Genomic DNA, 12428 nt, shown 5'->3' with positions numbered 1-12428 from the left:
CCTGGCACCGCGTTCCGGGCAGCGGTCAGCCCTGTGCCGGGCTGACCAGCGTGCCGATCTTCTCACCCCGGACGGCCCGGACGATGTTGCCCTGCCCCATGAGGTCGAAGACCACGATGGGGAGCGCGTTGTCCATGCAGAGACTGATGGCCGTGGCGTCCATGACCTTCAGACCCCGCTGTAGAACCTCACCGTAATCCAAACGGTCGAACTTGACCGCCTCTGGACTCTTACGGGGATCGGCGTCGTAGACGCCGTCGACCTGAGTGGCCTTCAGGACGGCCTCGGCACCGATCTCCAGCGCGCGCTGCGCGGCGGTCGTGTCGGTGGAGAAGAACGGCTGCCCCAGCCCCGCGCCGAAGATGACGACCCGGCCCTTCTCCAGGTGCCGGATGGCGCGCCGCGGAATGTACGGCTCGGCCACCTGGCTCATGGTGATGGCGGTCTGCACCCGGGTGTCGAGCCCGAGCTTCTCGAGGAAGTCCTGCAGCGCCAGGCAGTTGATGACCGTGCCGATCATCCCCATGTAGTCGGCGCGGCCGCGGTCCATGCCGCGCTCGGCCATGACGGCGCCGCGGAACATGTTCCCGCCGCCGCACACGACCGCGACCTGCACGCCGTCCTTCACGGCCTCGGAGATTGCCTCCGCCACGTGCTGCACGACCTCGGGGTCGATGCCCAGGGGATCGCGCCCGGCGAACGCCTCGCCCGAAAGCTTCAGCAGCACCCGCTTCCAGCCCGCGCGCGGCGCGTGCTGCCCGGACGACGGGGCCGCCGTCGCACTGGTGGTCGTCTTCTCCGGCACGTCGGCGGCCTCCTCGTTGCGTCGCTGAATCTCGGGTCCCTGTCTCCAGAGTGCCCTTACGCCTGCCCGACCTTGAACCGGGCGAAGCGCACGACCTTCACGCCGGCCTCGTCCAGGACCTTCGCGATGGTCTTCTTGCCGTCCTTCACGAACGCCTGCTCGACCAGCACGAAGTCGCGGAAGTAGGCGTTCACCCGGCCCTCGACGATCTTCGGGATGGCCTGCTCCGGCTTGCCCTCGTCGCGGGTGAGCTGCTCGGCGAGCGCCCGCTCCTTCTCGATCACCTCGGCGGGGATCTCCTCGCGGGTGAGGTACTTGGGCGCCATCGCCGCGATCTGCTGCGCGACGTCCTTGGCGACCTCGGTGTTCTCCTTGTCCAGCTCGACCAGGACGCCGGTGGTCGGCGGCAGGGACGGGTCGGACTTGTGCAGGTAGCTGGCCACGTACGCGCCCTGGAAGTGGGCGAAGCGGCGCAGCTCCAGCTTCTCGCCGATCTTCGCGCTGTTCTCCTCGATCAGGGCCTGGACGGTCTTGCCGGCCTCGATCTCGGCGCCGAGCAGGGTCGCCGCGTCCGCCGCGCCGCTGCCCGCCGCGAACTCGACCAGCCGGTTCGCCAGCTCGATGAACTGCGCGTTCTTGGCGACGAAGTCGGTCTCGCAGTTGAGCTCCAGCAGCGCGCCGTCGCCCGAGCCGTTGAAGTGCTCGGCGACCAGGCCGTTGGCGGCGGTGCGCTCGGCGCGCTTGCCGACGTCCTTGGCGCCCTTGAGGCGCAGCAGCTCCGTGGCCTTCTCGAAGTCGCCGTCCGCCTCGGTCAGGGCGTTCTTGACGGCCATCATGCCGGAGCCGGTCAGGTCGCGAAGCCGCTTGACGTCAGCGGCGGTGAAGTTGGCCATCGCTCTCTTCGCTTCTCTCGTCGTTGGTCGTGGACCCGCGACGGTCCCGGCGGCGTCGCGAGGACGCCGCCGGGACCGCGGGATCAAGCCTGCTGGCCCTCGGCGGGGGTGTCGGCCGGAGCCTCGGCGGGCGCCTCGGCAGGAGCCTCGGCCTCGGCCTCGGCCTCGGCGGCCGGCGCGGCCTCGGCGGGCGCCTCGGCCGGAGCGGCGGCGGCCTCACCCTCGGCCTGCTTGTTCTCCAGCAGGTCGCGCTCCCACTCGGCCAGCGGCTCGGCGGCACCGGAGGCGGCGCCCTCGGCCGGCTTCTCGTCGCCGCCGGACGCGGCGCCCGCGCGCGCGAGGAGACCGTCGGCGACCGAGTCGGCGACGACGCGGGTCAGCAGGCTGACGCTGCGGATGGCGTCGTCGTTGCCCGGGACCGGGTAGTCGACCTCGTCGGGGTCGCAGTTGGTGTCGAGGATGGCCACGACCGGGATGCCGAGCTTCTTGGCCTCGTTGACCGCGATGTGCTCCTTCTTGGTGTCCACGATCCAGATGGCGCTCGGGACCTTCGCCATGTCGCGGATACCGCCGAGGGTGCGCTCCAGCTTGTCCTTCTCACGGCGCAGGCCGAGGAGCTCCTTCTTGGTCATGCCGGAGCCGGCCACGTCGTCGTAGTTGATCTCCTCCAGCTCCTTGAGCCGGGTGAGCCGCTTGTGGACGGTGGAGAAGTTGGTCAGCATGCCGCCCAGCCAGCGCTGGTTGACGTAGGGCATGCCGACGCGGGTCGCCTGCTCGGCGATGGACTCCTGCGCCTGCTTCTTGGTGCCGACGAACAGGATCGTGCCGCCGTGCGCGACCGTGGCCTTGACGAACTCGAAGGCGCGGTCGATGTAGGACAGCGACTGCTGCAGGTCGATGATGTAGATGCCGTTGCGCTCGGTGAGGATGAAGCGCTTCATCTTCGGGTTCCACCGGCGGGTCTGGTGGCCGAAGTGGACGCCGCTCTCAAGGAGCTGCCGCATGGTGACGACGGGTGCCATTGCCCGTGTTCTCCTTCTCTGGCCCTGCCGGGCCGCATTTGGTTGTCGCCCTGCGCCCGGGCATCGCCCCACCGTCGCCGCGGCGACGGACCGAGGGGCGGCGCCCCACCATGTCTTCGGTGGCATGCGGACGCGTGAAATCAGCCGCCGGGACGCCCCTTGGCGGCTGTGATCCGGAACGTTCCCCGGATCCGTGACCTCTCCGCTCACCGGGAGCGGCTTCCCGCCTCCCCGCCTGACGGCGGATCGGCGACGGCCTGGCCCTGGCCGGTGTCCTTCCGGGCACGCATACAGATTATCAGGGCGCGGACGCGCCCGTGAATCAACGGAGCGAGCGGTTATCCACAGTTGGCGCACCTCCTCGACGGCCGGTCCGCCGGGCGGCAGGCTCCTGGGCATGACGTTGCTCACACTGCTCCTCACCTGCGTGATCACCGCCGTCTCCCCCGGAGCGAACGCGGCTGGCTCACTGGGCGCGAACGCGGTCGACCTCCCGGGAGCGCACGCCGCCGTCTCCCCTGGAGCGAACGCCTGGAGATGGCCCTTAGGCCCACCCACACCGCAGATTCTGCGCGCCTTCTCGCCGCCCGCCGTCCCGTGGGGTCCTGGCCACCGCGGTGTCGACCTCGCGGCACGGCCCGGCGAGCCGGTGTACGCCGCCGGTGCCGGACGGGTCTCCTACGCCGGAAGCCTGGCCGGCCGGGGCGTCGTGGCGGTCGATCACGGGCCGCTGCGCACGACGTACCTGCCCGTCCAGCCCAGCGTCAAGGCCGGGCGCCAGGTGGCCTTGGGCGCCCGCATCGGCGTCTTGGAGGACGGCCATCTTCACTGCCCGACGCCATGCCTGCACTGGGGTCTGCGCAAGGGACGTGTCTATCTGGACCCTCTGAGCCTGGTCAGGCGGGAAGTACGGCTGCTTCCCCAGTGGCCGCGTGCCGCACCGCCGCAGAAGGCATCAGGGAAGGCCCACGAACGACATCCCCCGTCCGAGGAGCCGTCCGCTCCCAACATGACGCTCCGTGACGCGACGACGGCCACGGGCGGGGCCGTCACGGGGCTCGTCGTCGCCTACTCGCTGTCCTTCGCCTGGCGCCGAACTCGCGCACGCGGCCGCTCCCGCCGTCCGCCGCCCGGCGTGATCGACCTCGCCCATGAGCGCCGCCTGCGCCGCGTCCCCCAAAGCCGCCAGGAACGCTCCTAGTCGTCTCTGGCGGCGCGGGGGTGGGCCTGGCGGTGGACCTGCTTGAGCCGTTCGGCCGAGACGTGCGTGTAGAGCTGGGTGGTCTGCAGGGACGCGTGGCCGAGGATCTCCTGGACACTGCGGAGGTCCGCGCCGCCCTCCAGCAGGTGCGTGGCGGCCGTGTGGCGCAGCCCGTGGGGGCTGAGGTTGGGCATCGTCCCCGCGTCGGCGATCCGTGAATGGACGATGCGGCGGGCGCTGGTCGGGTGGAGGCGCCCTCCGCGAGCGCCGAGGAACAGGGCCGGGCCGCTGGTCTCCGTCGCCACCGCAGGGCGTCCGGCTCTGAGCCAGTCCTCGACGGCCCGGACGGCCGGCTCGCCGATCGGGACGGTGCGCTCACGGTTCCCCTTGCCCAGGACGCGTACGGTCCGGCGGCCGGTGTCCAGGTCGTCGATGTCGAGGCCGCAGAGTTCGCTGACGCGCACGCCAGTCCCGTAGAGGACCTCCAGCACGGCCAGGTCGCGCAATCCCATCGGCCCTTCGGCGTCCAGGGTTTCGAGAAGGCGCGCCGCATCGTCCTGCGTGAGCACACCGGGGAGGTCGCGGCGCTTCTTCGGCGTGCCCAGCAGCAGGCCGGGGTCGTTCTCCAGTAGCCCGCGCCGGTGCAGGTGGTGGGTAAAGGCCCGGGCGGCGGCCGTCCTGCGAGCGAGCGTGGCGCGCGCCCGCCCGAGGGCGTGCTGGCGGGCGAGCCACGCTCGCAGGAGCGACACGTCCACTTCTGCCGGTTCCGTCACGCCGACGGTTGACGCGTATGCGCACAGGTCCGCCAGGTCACCGAGGTAGGCGCGCAGCGTGTGCGGTGACACGCCGCGCTCGGCGTGCAGGTGCCGGCCGAACTCGTCCACGGCCTCGTTCAGATCCACAAGGCCACGCTGCGGCACCCGCCCGCCCCGAGCAAGCACCCACCACCGTTTTCGCCGGATCGCCGCGAATGTCGCGGAGTTTTCCACAGAACGCCGTTCCAGTTCTCCGCGGATCCGGCGTCCGGCAGCGTCGGAGCCCGGAGGTGAGGCACATGAACGCCCGCATCGAACTGGGCCGGCGCGGAGAGGACGCGGCGGCCGCCTACCTGACCGGGCTCGGCTGGACGGTGCTCGACCGCAACTGGCGCTGTCCCGAAGGCGAGCTCGACATCGTCGCGCACGACGGCCGCGGCCACGTCGTCTGCGAGGTGAAGACCCGCCGCTCCGCCCGGTACGGCGACCCGCTCGAGGCCATCACGGCCGCCAAGTCGTCCCGGTTACGGCGGCTGGCCTGGCGGTGGGCCGCCGCGCACGGCGTCGGCGGCGCGCAGGTCCGGGTGGACGTGCTCGGCCTGGTCGTCAAGGGCGACGGCTTCTCGATCGATCATCTGAAGGAGGTGTGCTGAATGACGCTCGCCAAGACCCGCTCGGTGTCCCTGGTGGGGGTGGACGGCTTCGTCGTGGACGTCGAGGCCGCCCTCACCAGCGGGGTGCCCGGCCTGCACCTGGTCGGGCTGCCCGACACGGCCCTCAGCGAGGCCCGCGACCGCGTCCGCGCGGCGATCTTCAACTCCGGCGAGGACTGGCCCAACCGGCATGTCACCGTCTCGCTGTTCCCGGCGAGCATGCCCAAGAAAGGTTCGATCTTCGATGTCGCGAACCTCACTATGAGGCGCTACTAGCGACCTTTGGAGGATCGCCACAAATGCGCGCCAGAACGCCCTATGGCCAGGGAAAACAGTCAGCCGGCTACCTCTTCTACTACGAGCAGGAGGACGAGCGGCCGACCGGCCCAGGGTTCTGGCGTCAGCTCATTCGGGACGCGGCCTGGACGGCGTGGCCGTGCATCGTGATGGCGGCGGCCGTATGCGTCAGCGACTGGTGCTGGTGACCGGTCCCGGCCGCCGCGCACTCCATCTGGCCGACCGCCGCGTCTACCCGCCATGCATCAGCAGCAGCGCGGACCCGGGCGCCCGGTCGTCTGGGCGTTCGTGACGGCGGCCGTCGCCGCCCTCCTCGTCGGCGCCGCGGTGGCAGGCGTCGCGTACGCCCGCGGCGGCGGGAAGGCGCGCGCCGGCGCGGCCCCGACCACGACCCGGCCCGTCACCTACGATCCTGCGGCGCTCCAGGCGTGCCAGGTGCGGAAGCTTCGGACGACGGTCGGGCGCCGGGCCGAGACGGTCATGCGCCGGTCGCTGGAGGCGACGGACGACAGCGACCAGGTCGCCCTGCGGGAGATCCACATCCGGTATGCCCCCGGCGGGACGCGCCCGGACCTCCTGACCCTGCGCGACGCCGCCGCGGCGATCGCGACGTGGTGCAGCGACAACCACATCGGCTGACCCGGTTGACGCGCCCGCTCCGGTGAGTGATGGTCGTGTAGCAGAGAATTGCAACCGGAAGGGTGTCACCATGCAGCCACGCTTCATCGGAATCGACCCCGCGACCCCCGGCAACAAGTGCCCGTCCGTGTCCATCGACGAGGACACCGGCGACTTCCTGTTCCAGGGCTGGACCGTCACCGACCCCGACGTCCTGGCGAAGATCGCCGAGCACAGCCCCATCGCCGACGACGAGTCCATCGTGCGGCTGCCCGCCCGCATGGCCCAGATCATCGCCGACGCCGTGCAGGCCAGTGCCCGGGTTCGCTGACCTGTTCGCCGGGTGCCGCCGCACCGCGGTGCACCTGGAGATGCGGGACGCCTACACCCCCGACGATCCCGTCTTCCTGGACTGGAAGGCCGGCAAGGCCGTCGATCCGGCCGAGACGTGGCAGGAGTGGTACGAGCAGGTCCGCGAGACCGTCACCCGCGGCGTACAGGTGCGGCGCGCCCGGATCGTGTCCGAGCCGATCACCGACTTCATCCGCTACGAGTACGACCTGACCCGCGGCCTGAACCTCGCCGCTGGGGAGGACGTCCGGTGGCTGCCGCGCCGCCGCGCGTCCGACCTCGCCCTCCCGGGGAACGACTTCTGGGTGTTCGACGACGAGGTGGTGCTGTTCAACCACTTCGCCGGCGACGGTAGCGTTCCGCCGGACGGCGACGAGGAGGTCACCTCGGACGCGTCGGTGGTGAAGCTATGCGTGTCGGCGTTCGAGGCGGTGTGGGCGCGCGGCATCCCGCACGAGGACTACCACCCCGCCTGACCTCGCCCCGCCCCGCGCCATGTCGTCGCCGTCGTCCAGCGCCCAGCGCGCCCGCCAGGCCCTCGCCGGCCGCCTCCGCGAGATTCGCCTCGCGGCGAGCGTGACCGGCCGGGGCCTGGCGGCCGAGGCCGGCTGGCACTTCACGAAGGTGTCGAAGCTGGAGACGGCGACGACCGCGCCGTCAGCCGACGACATCCGCGCGTGGTGCCGGATCTGCCGCGCTGACCACCTCGTCGAGGAGCTGCTCGCCGACCGGCTCGCCGCGGATTCGGCGTGGATGGACTGGCGGCGGATGGAGCGTGCCGGGCTCCGCCAGGCGCAGGAGGCCGTGCGGGACATCTACGAGACGACGCGGCTGTACCGGTCGTACAGCCCGGACGTCATCCCCGGCCTGCTCCAGACCCGCGCCTACGTCACCGCGATCCTGGAGGCTGTCCGGGCGCGCCGCGGGATCACCGTTGACGACATCGACGCGGCGGTCGCCGAGCGGATGGCGCGGCAGCACATCCTGCACGAGGGCGACCACCGGTTCGCGTTCGTGCTGGAGGAGGCGGCGCTGCGGTACCGGCTCGGTGACCCGGCCGTGGTCGCCGGGCAGCTCGGGCACCTGCTGACGGTGATGTCGCTGCCCTCGGTCGCGCTGTCGATCATTCCGCTGGACGCGCCCCGCCCCATGACGTTGTGGCCGGTGGAGGGCTTCTACGTGTTCGACGAGGTCCAGGTGAACGTCGAGCTGGTCTCGGGGTTCCTGACGATCACGCAGCCGCGGGAGGTCGCGGACTACTTGGAGGTGTTCGCGGATCTGTCGGCGGTTGCGGTCTCGGGGGCGGCCGCGCGCGCGTTGATCACGCGGGCGATCGGTTCGCTGGAGTAGCTGCTGCAACATTCTGCTACATCCTCGACCGGCGATCGCGCCGGTACTTACGGTCACGGCATGACTTCCGCGCACCCCCATGCCAATGCGCAGCTCCAGCAGCTCAGGGCCCGCCTGGACGGGCAAGGTTTCGAGGCCGGGATCATCGGCGGCAAGCTGTTCGTCATCGCGCCGCCGACCGCGGAGCGCGAGGGCTCACGCCTGATCGACGTCCTCGCGCCCACCTCCCGCCCGGATGCATATGGGCTCATCTGGTATCAGGGCGAGGGCCGCCGGACGGTGATCGTCACCGCCGAGCCCCGCGGCGGCGACGGCGACAAGCTGTGGTTCTACGTGGACGGCGAACCGCTGATCGAGGCCAGCCATGTCACAGACGCCGCGATGTGGATCGGCAGCCGCCTGACGAACGCCCGGGCGGGGCGATGAGCGGGCCGACGAGCGAGCCGCCGCCATTCACCGGTGACGACGCGTTCGACCTCAACTCGCTGCGCTTGGCGTTCCCCACCTGGCAGATCGTGCAGGCAAACGGCCTGTGGTGGGCCACGCGCACCCTGCTCAGCGAGAACATGGCCGGTGCCCTGCACGGGACGTCCCCGGCAGAGCTGTACGAGGCGCTGATGCGGGCGCAGAACCGCCGATAGAGCTGCGGCCTCGGTGTCCGGCGCGGCGGCACCGGGGCCGCGCCGGACCTGCGAACGGAGAGGCTGAGATGTCAGGTGACGAACGTGCCGCGCCCGCGCACCGTGCGTAGGACGCCCTCTTCGTTCAGCAGGCGGATGGCGGCCCGGACGGTGTTGCGCGCCACCCCGAACTCCTCGACGAGGTCGTGCTCCGCCGGGATCGCGCGGTTCGACTTGTAGACGCCATCGGCGACGCGCTGGCGGATGATCGCCGCGACCTGGACGTAGATCGGGTCAGCGCCCTCGAAGTCGATGCCCACAGCCCGACCGTAGACAGGCGGGGGCATTGCTACCTCTCCCAGCCTGACGCTATACAGGTTGGGAGAGGTAGGTACATCTCCGCAGCCGGACGGGCCTGGCGCCGCCCATAGACGACCGCGGGCCGGGACGTGCCATGGGCGCGAGTGCACCCGGCCCGCGGTCCTTCTCTCTGGCCGCATCGTGCCACTCTGTAGACTGCTCTACACATCTTCCTGTAGAGTCCTCTACATCAGCACGGCGGACCACGGAGGACGAGATGAGCACCCAGCGCCACGAGATCGAGGCTTGGCTCGGCGACGACCACGGCCTGACCGACGAGCAGATCGACGACCTGATGCGCGAGGCCGACGAGATAGCCGAGCGCTACCCCGACGAGGGCGACCAGGAGGAGCGCGACGCCGCGCTGACCACCGCCTACCGGCTCATGACGGGCGAGGTCGAGGAGATCGTCGAGGAGCTGGGGCGCGAGCGGCTCGCCGCGCGCATCGCCGAGGCGAAGGCGCTGGCCGGGCTCCGGCAGGCCGCCACCATGCTCATCCCTACCGCCGAGTCAGAGTCCGGCTTTGCCCGGCGCGCGAACGTGGACCGGATGGCCGTGCGCGGCTGGCTCGGCAAGCGCTGACCCCGAACGCGAAGAACGCCCCGCCTCCCGAAGGAGACGGGGCGTTCGTGTCGCGCTGGTGCGGAGCACCTTGTCCCCGAAGGGAGTCAGGCCAGCGCGCTGGCCGTCCGGCACTGGGCCGGGGTGCCTCTTTGGCGAGAGGGCTTCAGTCTACCGGTGCGGGACGTACACCGGCTTCTTGCTGGTGAACCCGAGCGCGAGCAGCCACTTCCCGATGCTCGGGAAGGACTCCTCCAGCAGGCGGATCACGCCGTAGTAGGCGAACCCGATGACGGCGGTCACGATCGTCGTGACGGCGCCCTCGTCGAGCCCGAGGCCGATCCGGGCGGCCTGGCCGAGGATCAGCGCGACGACCATCGGGACGATGGTGCGCAGGATGCTGGGCAGCATGGGGCTCCTCACTTCAGGCCGAGCACGGCCTTGATGTCCGCGATGGCCTTCTCGGCGATCGCGATGATCTGCCCGGCGCAGCCGGTCGGCTGGTCGGGGGTCGGCGTGGGCTGCGGGGCGGGCTCGGACAGCGGCACGAGCACCGTGACGTCGCCGTCCTCCGACAGCAGCCGCTCGAAGTCGTCCCACGAGATGAAGGCGCGCCCGTTCTGCCCCCAGGACTCGCCCCACGAATTCGTGAAGCCGATCAGGCGCCGCTCCACGTCCAGTTCGTCGAGGCAGATCTCGTGCCCGCCGCGCACGTACGCGCCGCGCTTGATGGAGATCCGGCCGGTGCGGTCCGGCTCGTCGAAGGACGAGTACCAGTTGATCCCGGCGATGACGGGCCGCTGGGCGAGCGCCGTCAGCGCGGCGTCCAGGCTGGTCGCGTGCGTGTAGCCGCAGATCAGCCCGGCCGCCAGCGCCGCCTTGGCGACGCTGAGCCCGTCCGAGCCGGTGTCCTCCGGCGGGTACTCCCCGGCGTAGCCGTCCAGGCTGGTCGCGGCGCTGTAGAGCGCGACGGCCTGGTCTTCGTCCTTCTCGGCGTCGCCGGTCGGGCGCGCGGGCAGGTCCGCCGGGAGCGCCGGGTAGAGGTCCCCGGAGCCGACGGCGCCCTCGGCGGCGTTGCCCGTGCAGCTTCCGAGGGACCCCTGGTTGAGCACGGGGATGAAGCGCTCGTGGCGCACGGACACCAGGGCGCCGCGCGGGCCCGCGACGACCTGGTACGCCAGCGAGCGCGGGTCGTGGTTGACGTGCCGGCCGAGCCGGCGCCCCGGCTCGGGCAGTTCGGGGATGCGTCGGTACAACGTGCCTCCAGGCATGGGAAAGCCCCGACCGCTGGCCGGGGCGTCGAGAGGGGGGTCAGGTTGAGGCGGGAGCGGCTTGCGGCGGGCGCCCGTCCTCACCGAGCGAGCCGACGCACATCTCCCCGCACGCGCAGTAGATGCGGTAGCCGAGGATTCCGGCGAAGCGCGGCTCGTCGAAGACGTGGTCACAGGCCGCCCGCCGGGCGTCTTCTTCGCAACGCCAGCAGTACCAGCCCTTGCCGGAGTTCCAGGTCTTGCGGTGCCCCCGCTCGCAGCGTGCAGGCACTTCAGTGCACGCGCAGGAGCACGCTCCAGGTGACCGGCCCGACGACGCCGTCCACGTCCACGCCGCCCCACTTCTGGACCGCGCGGACCGCCTTGTCGGTGGAGTCGCCGAACTTGCCGTCCACCTTGATCTTCGGGTGCGAGCGCGCGAGGAGGAGCCCCTGCACGCTCTGCACGTGCTCGCCGGTTGAACCCTTCTTCAGCTCGGGGAGCTTCTGCACCATGACCTCCTGCCAGTCCGAGGCCGCGCCCGCATAGGCCGGCCGTCCGTAGCCCGCGATCACACCCGCCGAACGGACGCGCCGCGCGCACGAGTCCGAGGTATTGCCCTCGATCGTCTGGACCCGGCCGCCGCCGAGCACCTTCTCCACCACGCCGACGTGGTCGATCGCGCCGACCGAGTCGGTGCCGTTCCAGTCGAAGAAGACGATGTCGCCCGGCTTGCAGTCGTTGACGTTCGCCGTGGTCCCGGCGTGCCAGCGGCCGATCTTCTGGAAGTCCTGCGCGTGCCAGACGGTGTACGCCCGGTCCCCGCCCGGCAGGACGGCCGCCGTGCATCCGCCGTGGCGCGCCCAGTAGGTGATGGACATGTCGCACCAGGAGGTGCGCAGGTAGTCGGCGCCGTGCCGGTTGGCGTACTCGCGGGTGATGACGTTGGGCCGTCCGGCGATGCCGAGCGACCGGCGGGCCTGCTCCAGCATCGCGCCGCTGGTGCCGACGGCCGCCGCGCGCGCGGACGCCCGGTAGGCGCCGTCCGGCGAGGGCGGGCCGTACAGCGCGCGGAGCACCTGCTCCTCGTCCGGTTCGGTCGGGCCGGCCAGGACGTCGGGCAGGACGATGTTGCTGTCCATCAGCACCCCGTTTCGATGCGAAGGTCATGGACGCGCTGCTGGATGATCCGGCCGCGCGCGGTGGTCGCCGGGACGTCCGGCTGGTCCAGGGCGACGAGCAGGGGGCACCACCGCTGGTCCTGTTGGTGGCGCAGTTCGGCCTGGTGGTGGCTGGACTCGGCCTGGACGTGCTGGGTGTAGAAGATGTTGATGATCACGGCTGCGACGACGGCGAGGCCCGTCATGACGACCATGGTCACGTAGTAGCGGCGCCGGGTGAGGCTACTCATACGCCCCACCCCCCGTGTGCGACGCCGACGGCGGTAGCGATGGCGACGGCGGTTCCGGTGGCGGAGAGGACGAGCCACCGGTACCGGACTGCTGCAAGAGGGCCAGCCCCGCCAGCGCCCCCGGCGCAATCATCAGGACCGCGAAGAAGCCCAGGCGGCCGAGGTCGGCCTTCCCGCTCAGCTCCTCGTGGATCACACCCCACATGCCGATACCCAGGCATGCGAGGTCCCTGACGACCTTCAGCCAGTCTCGCCGTCGCCAGCCGCTGCCACGCCACAC

General features: G+C 71.1%; 20 protein-coding genes and 1 pseudogene. 11 read left to right on the top strand and 10 right to left on the bottom strand.

From position 1 onward, the window contains the following. Positions 1 to 25: 25 nt before the first annotated feature. The 3 genes from pyrH to rpsB all read right to left on the bottom strand — a co-directional run bounded on the left by pyrH (position 26) and on the right by rpsB (position 2720). Positions 26 to 805, bottom strand: coding sequence for a UMP kinase (pyrH, locus tag F9B16_RS10065; RefSeq protein WP_151539737.1), 780 nt, complete (start codon positions 803 to 805; stop codon positions 26 to 28). 56 nt (positions 806 to 861) lie between these two features. Then, on the bottom strand, positions 862 to 1698 hold the full coding sequence (tsf, locus tag F9B16_RS10060) for a translation elongation factor Ts (RefSeq protein WP_151539736.1): 837 nt from the start codon (positions 1696 to 1698) through the stop codon (positions 862 to 864). Positions 1699 to 1781: 83 nt separating this feature from the next. Next, positions 1782 to 2720, bottom strand: a complete 939-nt coding sequence (gene rpsB / locus F9B16_RS10055) for a 30S ribosomal protein S2 (RefSeq protein ID WP_151539735.1) — start codon at positions 2718 to 2720, stop codon at positions 1782 to 1784. A 397-nt stretch (positions 2721 to 3117) separates the two neighbouring features. On the opposite strand from rpsB, the gene F9B16_RS10050 reads away from it, so the two are divergent. Then, the gene (locus F9B16_RS10050; RefSeq protein ID WP_151539734.1) at positions 3118 to 3921 is read left to right on the top strand and encodes a murein hydrolase activator EnvC family protein; all 804 of its coding nucleotides are present in this window, start codon (positions 3118 to 3120) and stop codon (positions 3919 to 3921) included. Here the strand turns inward: F9B16_RS10050 and F9B16_RS10045 are convergent. Then, on the bottom strand, positions 3918 to 4823 hold the full coding sequence (locus F9B16_RS10045; protein WP_225991516.1) for a tyrosine recombinase XerC: 906 nt from the start codon (positions 4821 to 4823) through the stop codon (positions 3918 to 3920). The genes F9B16_RS10050 and F9B16_RS10045 overlap by 4 nt on opposite strands. 152 nt (positions 4824 to 4975) lie before the next feature. Between F9B16_RS10045 and F9B16_RS10040 the strand changes: the two genes are divergently transcribed. The 9 genes and pseudogenes from F9B16_RS10040 to F9B16_RS10000 all read left to right on the top strand — a co-directional run bounded on the left by F9B16_RS10040 (position 4976) and on the right by F9B16_RS10000 (position 8586). Then, positions 4976 to 5329, top strand: a complete 354-nt coding sequence (locus F9B16_RS10040; protein WP_151539732.1) for a YraN family protein — start codon at positions 4976 to 4978, stop codon at positions 5327 to 5329. After that, positions 5330 to 5581, top strand: a pseudogene (locus tag F9B16_RS10035) (magnesium chelatase domain-containing protein); the annotation flags it as partial. It abuts the gene before it with no gap. 47 nt (positions 5582 to 5628) lie between these two features. Then, positions 5629 to 5814, top strand: coding sequence for a hypothetical protein (locus tag F9B16_RS10030; protein WP_151539731.1), 186 nt, complete (start codon positions 5629 to 5631; stop codon positions 5812 to 5814). Between the two features lie 52 nt (positions 5815 to 5866). After that, positions 5867 to 6265 (top strand): hypothetical protein, encoded by a 399-nt coding sequence (locus F9B16_RS10025; RefSeq protein ID WP_151539730.1) that lies wholly within the window; start codon positions 5867 to 5869, stop codon positions 6263 to 6265. A gap of 70 nt (positions 6266 to 6335) precedes the next feature. Then, positions 6336 to 6575 carry a hypothetical protein gene (locus F9B16_RS10020; RefSeq protein WP_151539729.1) on the top strand — a complete coding sequence of 80 codons (240 nt, stop codon included), beginning with the start codon at positions 6336 to 6338 and terminating at the stop codon, positions 6573 to 6575. Further along, a complete protein-coding gene (locus F9B16_RS10015) occupies positions 6559 to 7071 on the top strand; it encodes a DUF6879 family protein (RefSeq protein ID WP_151539728.1) in 513 nt (170 codons plus the stop codon). The genes F9B16_RS10020 and F9B16_RS10015 overlap by 17 nt, the downstream gene beginning before the upstream one ends. A 19-nt stretch (positions 7072 to 7090) precedes the next feature. Beyond that, complete coding sequence (locus tag F9B16_RS10010) at positions 7091 to 7945, top strand: helix-turn-helix domain-containing protein (RefSeq protein WP_151539727.1); 855 nt, start codon at positions 7091 to 7093, stop codon at positions 7943 to 7945. 60 nt (positions 7946 to 8005) lie between these two features. After that, positions 8006 to 8371: a hypothetical protein gene (locus F9B16_RS10005; protein ID WP_151539726.1), complete on the top strand. Its 366-nt coding sequence runs from the start codon at positions 8006 to 8008 to the stop codon at positions 8369 to 8371. Next, a complete protein-coding gene (locus F9B16_RS10000; RefSeq protein WP_151539725.1) occupies positions 8368 to 8586 on the top strand; it encodes a hypothetical protein in 219 nt (72 codons plus the stop codon). Before F9B16_RS10005 ends, F9B16_RS10000 begins: the two co-directional genes overlap by 4 nt. A 71-nt stretch (positions 8587 to 8657) precedes the next feature. On the opposite strand, the gene F9B16_RS09995 is transcribed toward F9B16_RS10000, so the two are convergent. Continuing rightward, positions 8658 to 8885 carry a GntR family transcriptional regulator gene (locus F9B16_RS09995; RefSeq protein WP_151539724.1) on the bottom strand — a complete coding sequence of 76 codons (228 nt, stop codon included), beginning with the start codon at positions 8883 to 8885 and terminating at the stop codon, positions 8658 to 8660. A 257-nt stretch (positions 8886 to 9142) separates the two neighbouring features. Between F9B16_RS09995 and F9B16_RS09990 the strand changes: the two genes are divergently transcribed. Further along, on the top strand, positions 9143 to 9508 hold the full coding sequence (locus F9B16_RS09990; RefSeq protein WP_151539723.1) for a hypothetical protein: 366 nt from the start codon (positions 9143 to 9145) through the stop codon (positions 9506 to 9508). A 150-nt stretch (positions 9509 to 9658) separates the two neighbouring features. Here F9B16_RS09990 and F9B16_RS09985 read toward each other — a convergent pair whose 3' ends face one another. From F9B16_RS09985 to F9B16_RS09965, 5 genes are read right to left on the bottom strand one after another with little or no spacing between them, the layout of a single operon-like run. Continuing rightward, positions 9659 to 9898: a helix-turn-helix domain-containing protein gene (locus tag F9B16_RS09985; RefSeq protein ID WP_151539722.1), complete on the bottom strand. Its 240-nt coding sequence runs from the start codon at positions 9896 to 9898 to the stop codon at positions 9659 to 9661. 8 nt (positions 9899 to 9906) lie between these two features. Next, positions 9907 to 10743 carry a C1 family peptidase gene (locus F9B16_RS09980; RefSeq protein ID WP_151539721.1) on the bottom strand — a complete coding sequence of 279 codons (837 nt, stop codon included), beginning with the start codon at positions 10741 to 10743 and terminating at the stop codon, positions 9907 to 9909. A gap of 55 nt (positions 10744 to 10798) precedes the next feature. Next, positions 10799 to 11029: a hypothetical protein gene (locus tag F9B16_RS09975; RefSeq protein WP_151539720.1), complete on the bottom strand. Its 231-nt coding sequence runs from the start codon at positions 11027 to 11029 to the stop codon at positions 10799 to 10801. Position 11030: 1 nt separating this feature from the next. Continuing rightward, positions 11031 to 11879: a CHAP domain-containing protein gene (locus F9B16_RS09970; protein ID WP_225991515.1), complete on the bottom strand. Its 849-nt coding sequence runs from the start codon at positions 11877 to 11879 to the stop codon at positions 11031 to 11033. After that, entirely contained in the window at positions 11879 to 12148 is a 270-nt protein-coding gene (locus tag F9B16_RS09965) for a hypothetical protein (RefSeq protein WP_151539719.1), read from the bottom strand. The genes F9B16_RS09970 and F9B16_RS09965 overlap by 1 nt, the downstream gene beginning before the upstream one ends. Positions 12149 to 12428 lie beyond the last annotated feature (280 nt).

Source organism: Actinomadura montaniterrae (genome assembly GCF_008923365.1).
Taxonomy (GTDB): Bacteria; Actinomycetota; Actinomycetes; order Streptosporangiales; family Streptosporangiaceae; genus Spirillospora; species Spirillospora montaniterrae.
Note: the sequence above shows the minus strand (reverse complement) of the source record. Positions and strands in the feature narration are given on the sequence as shown.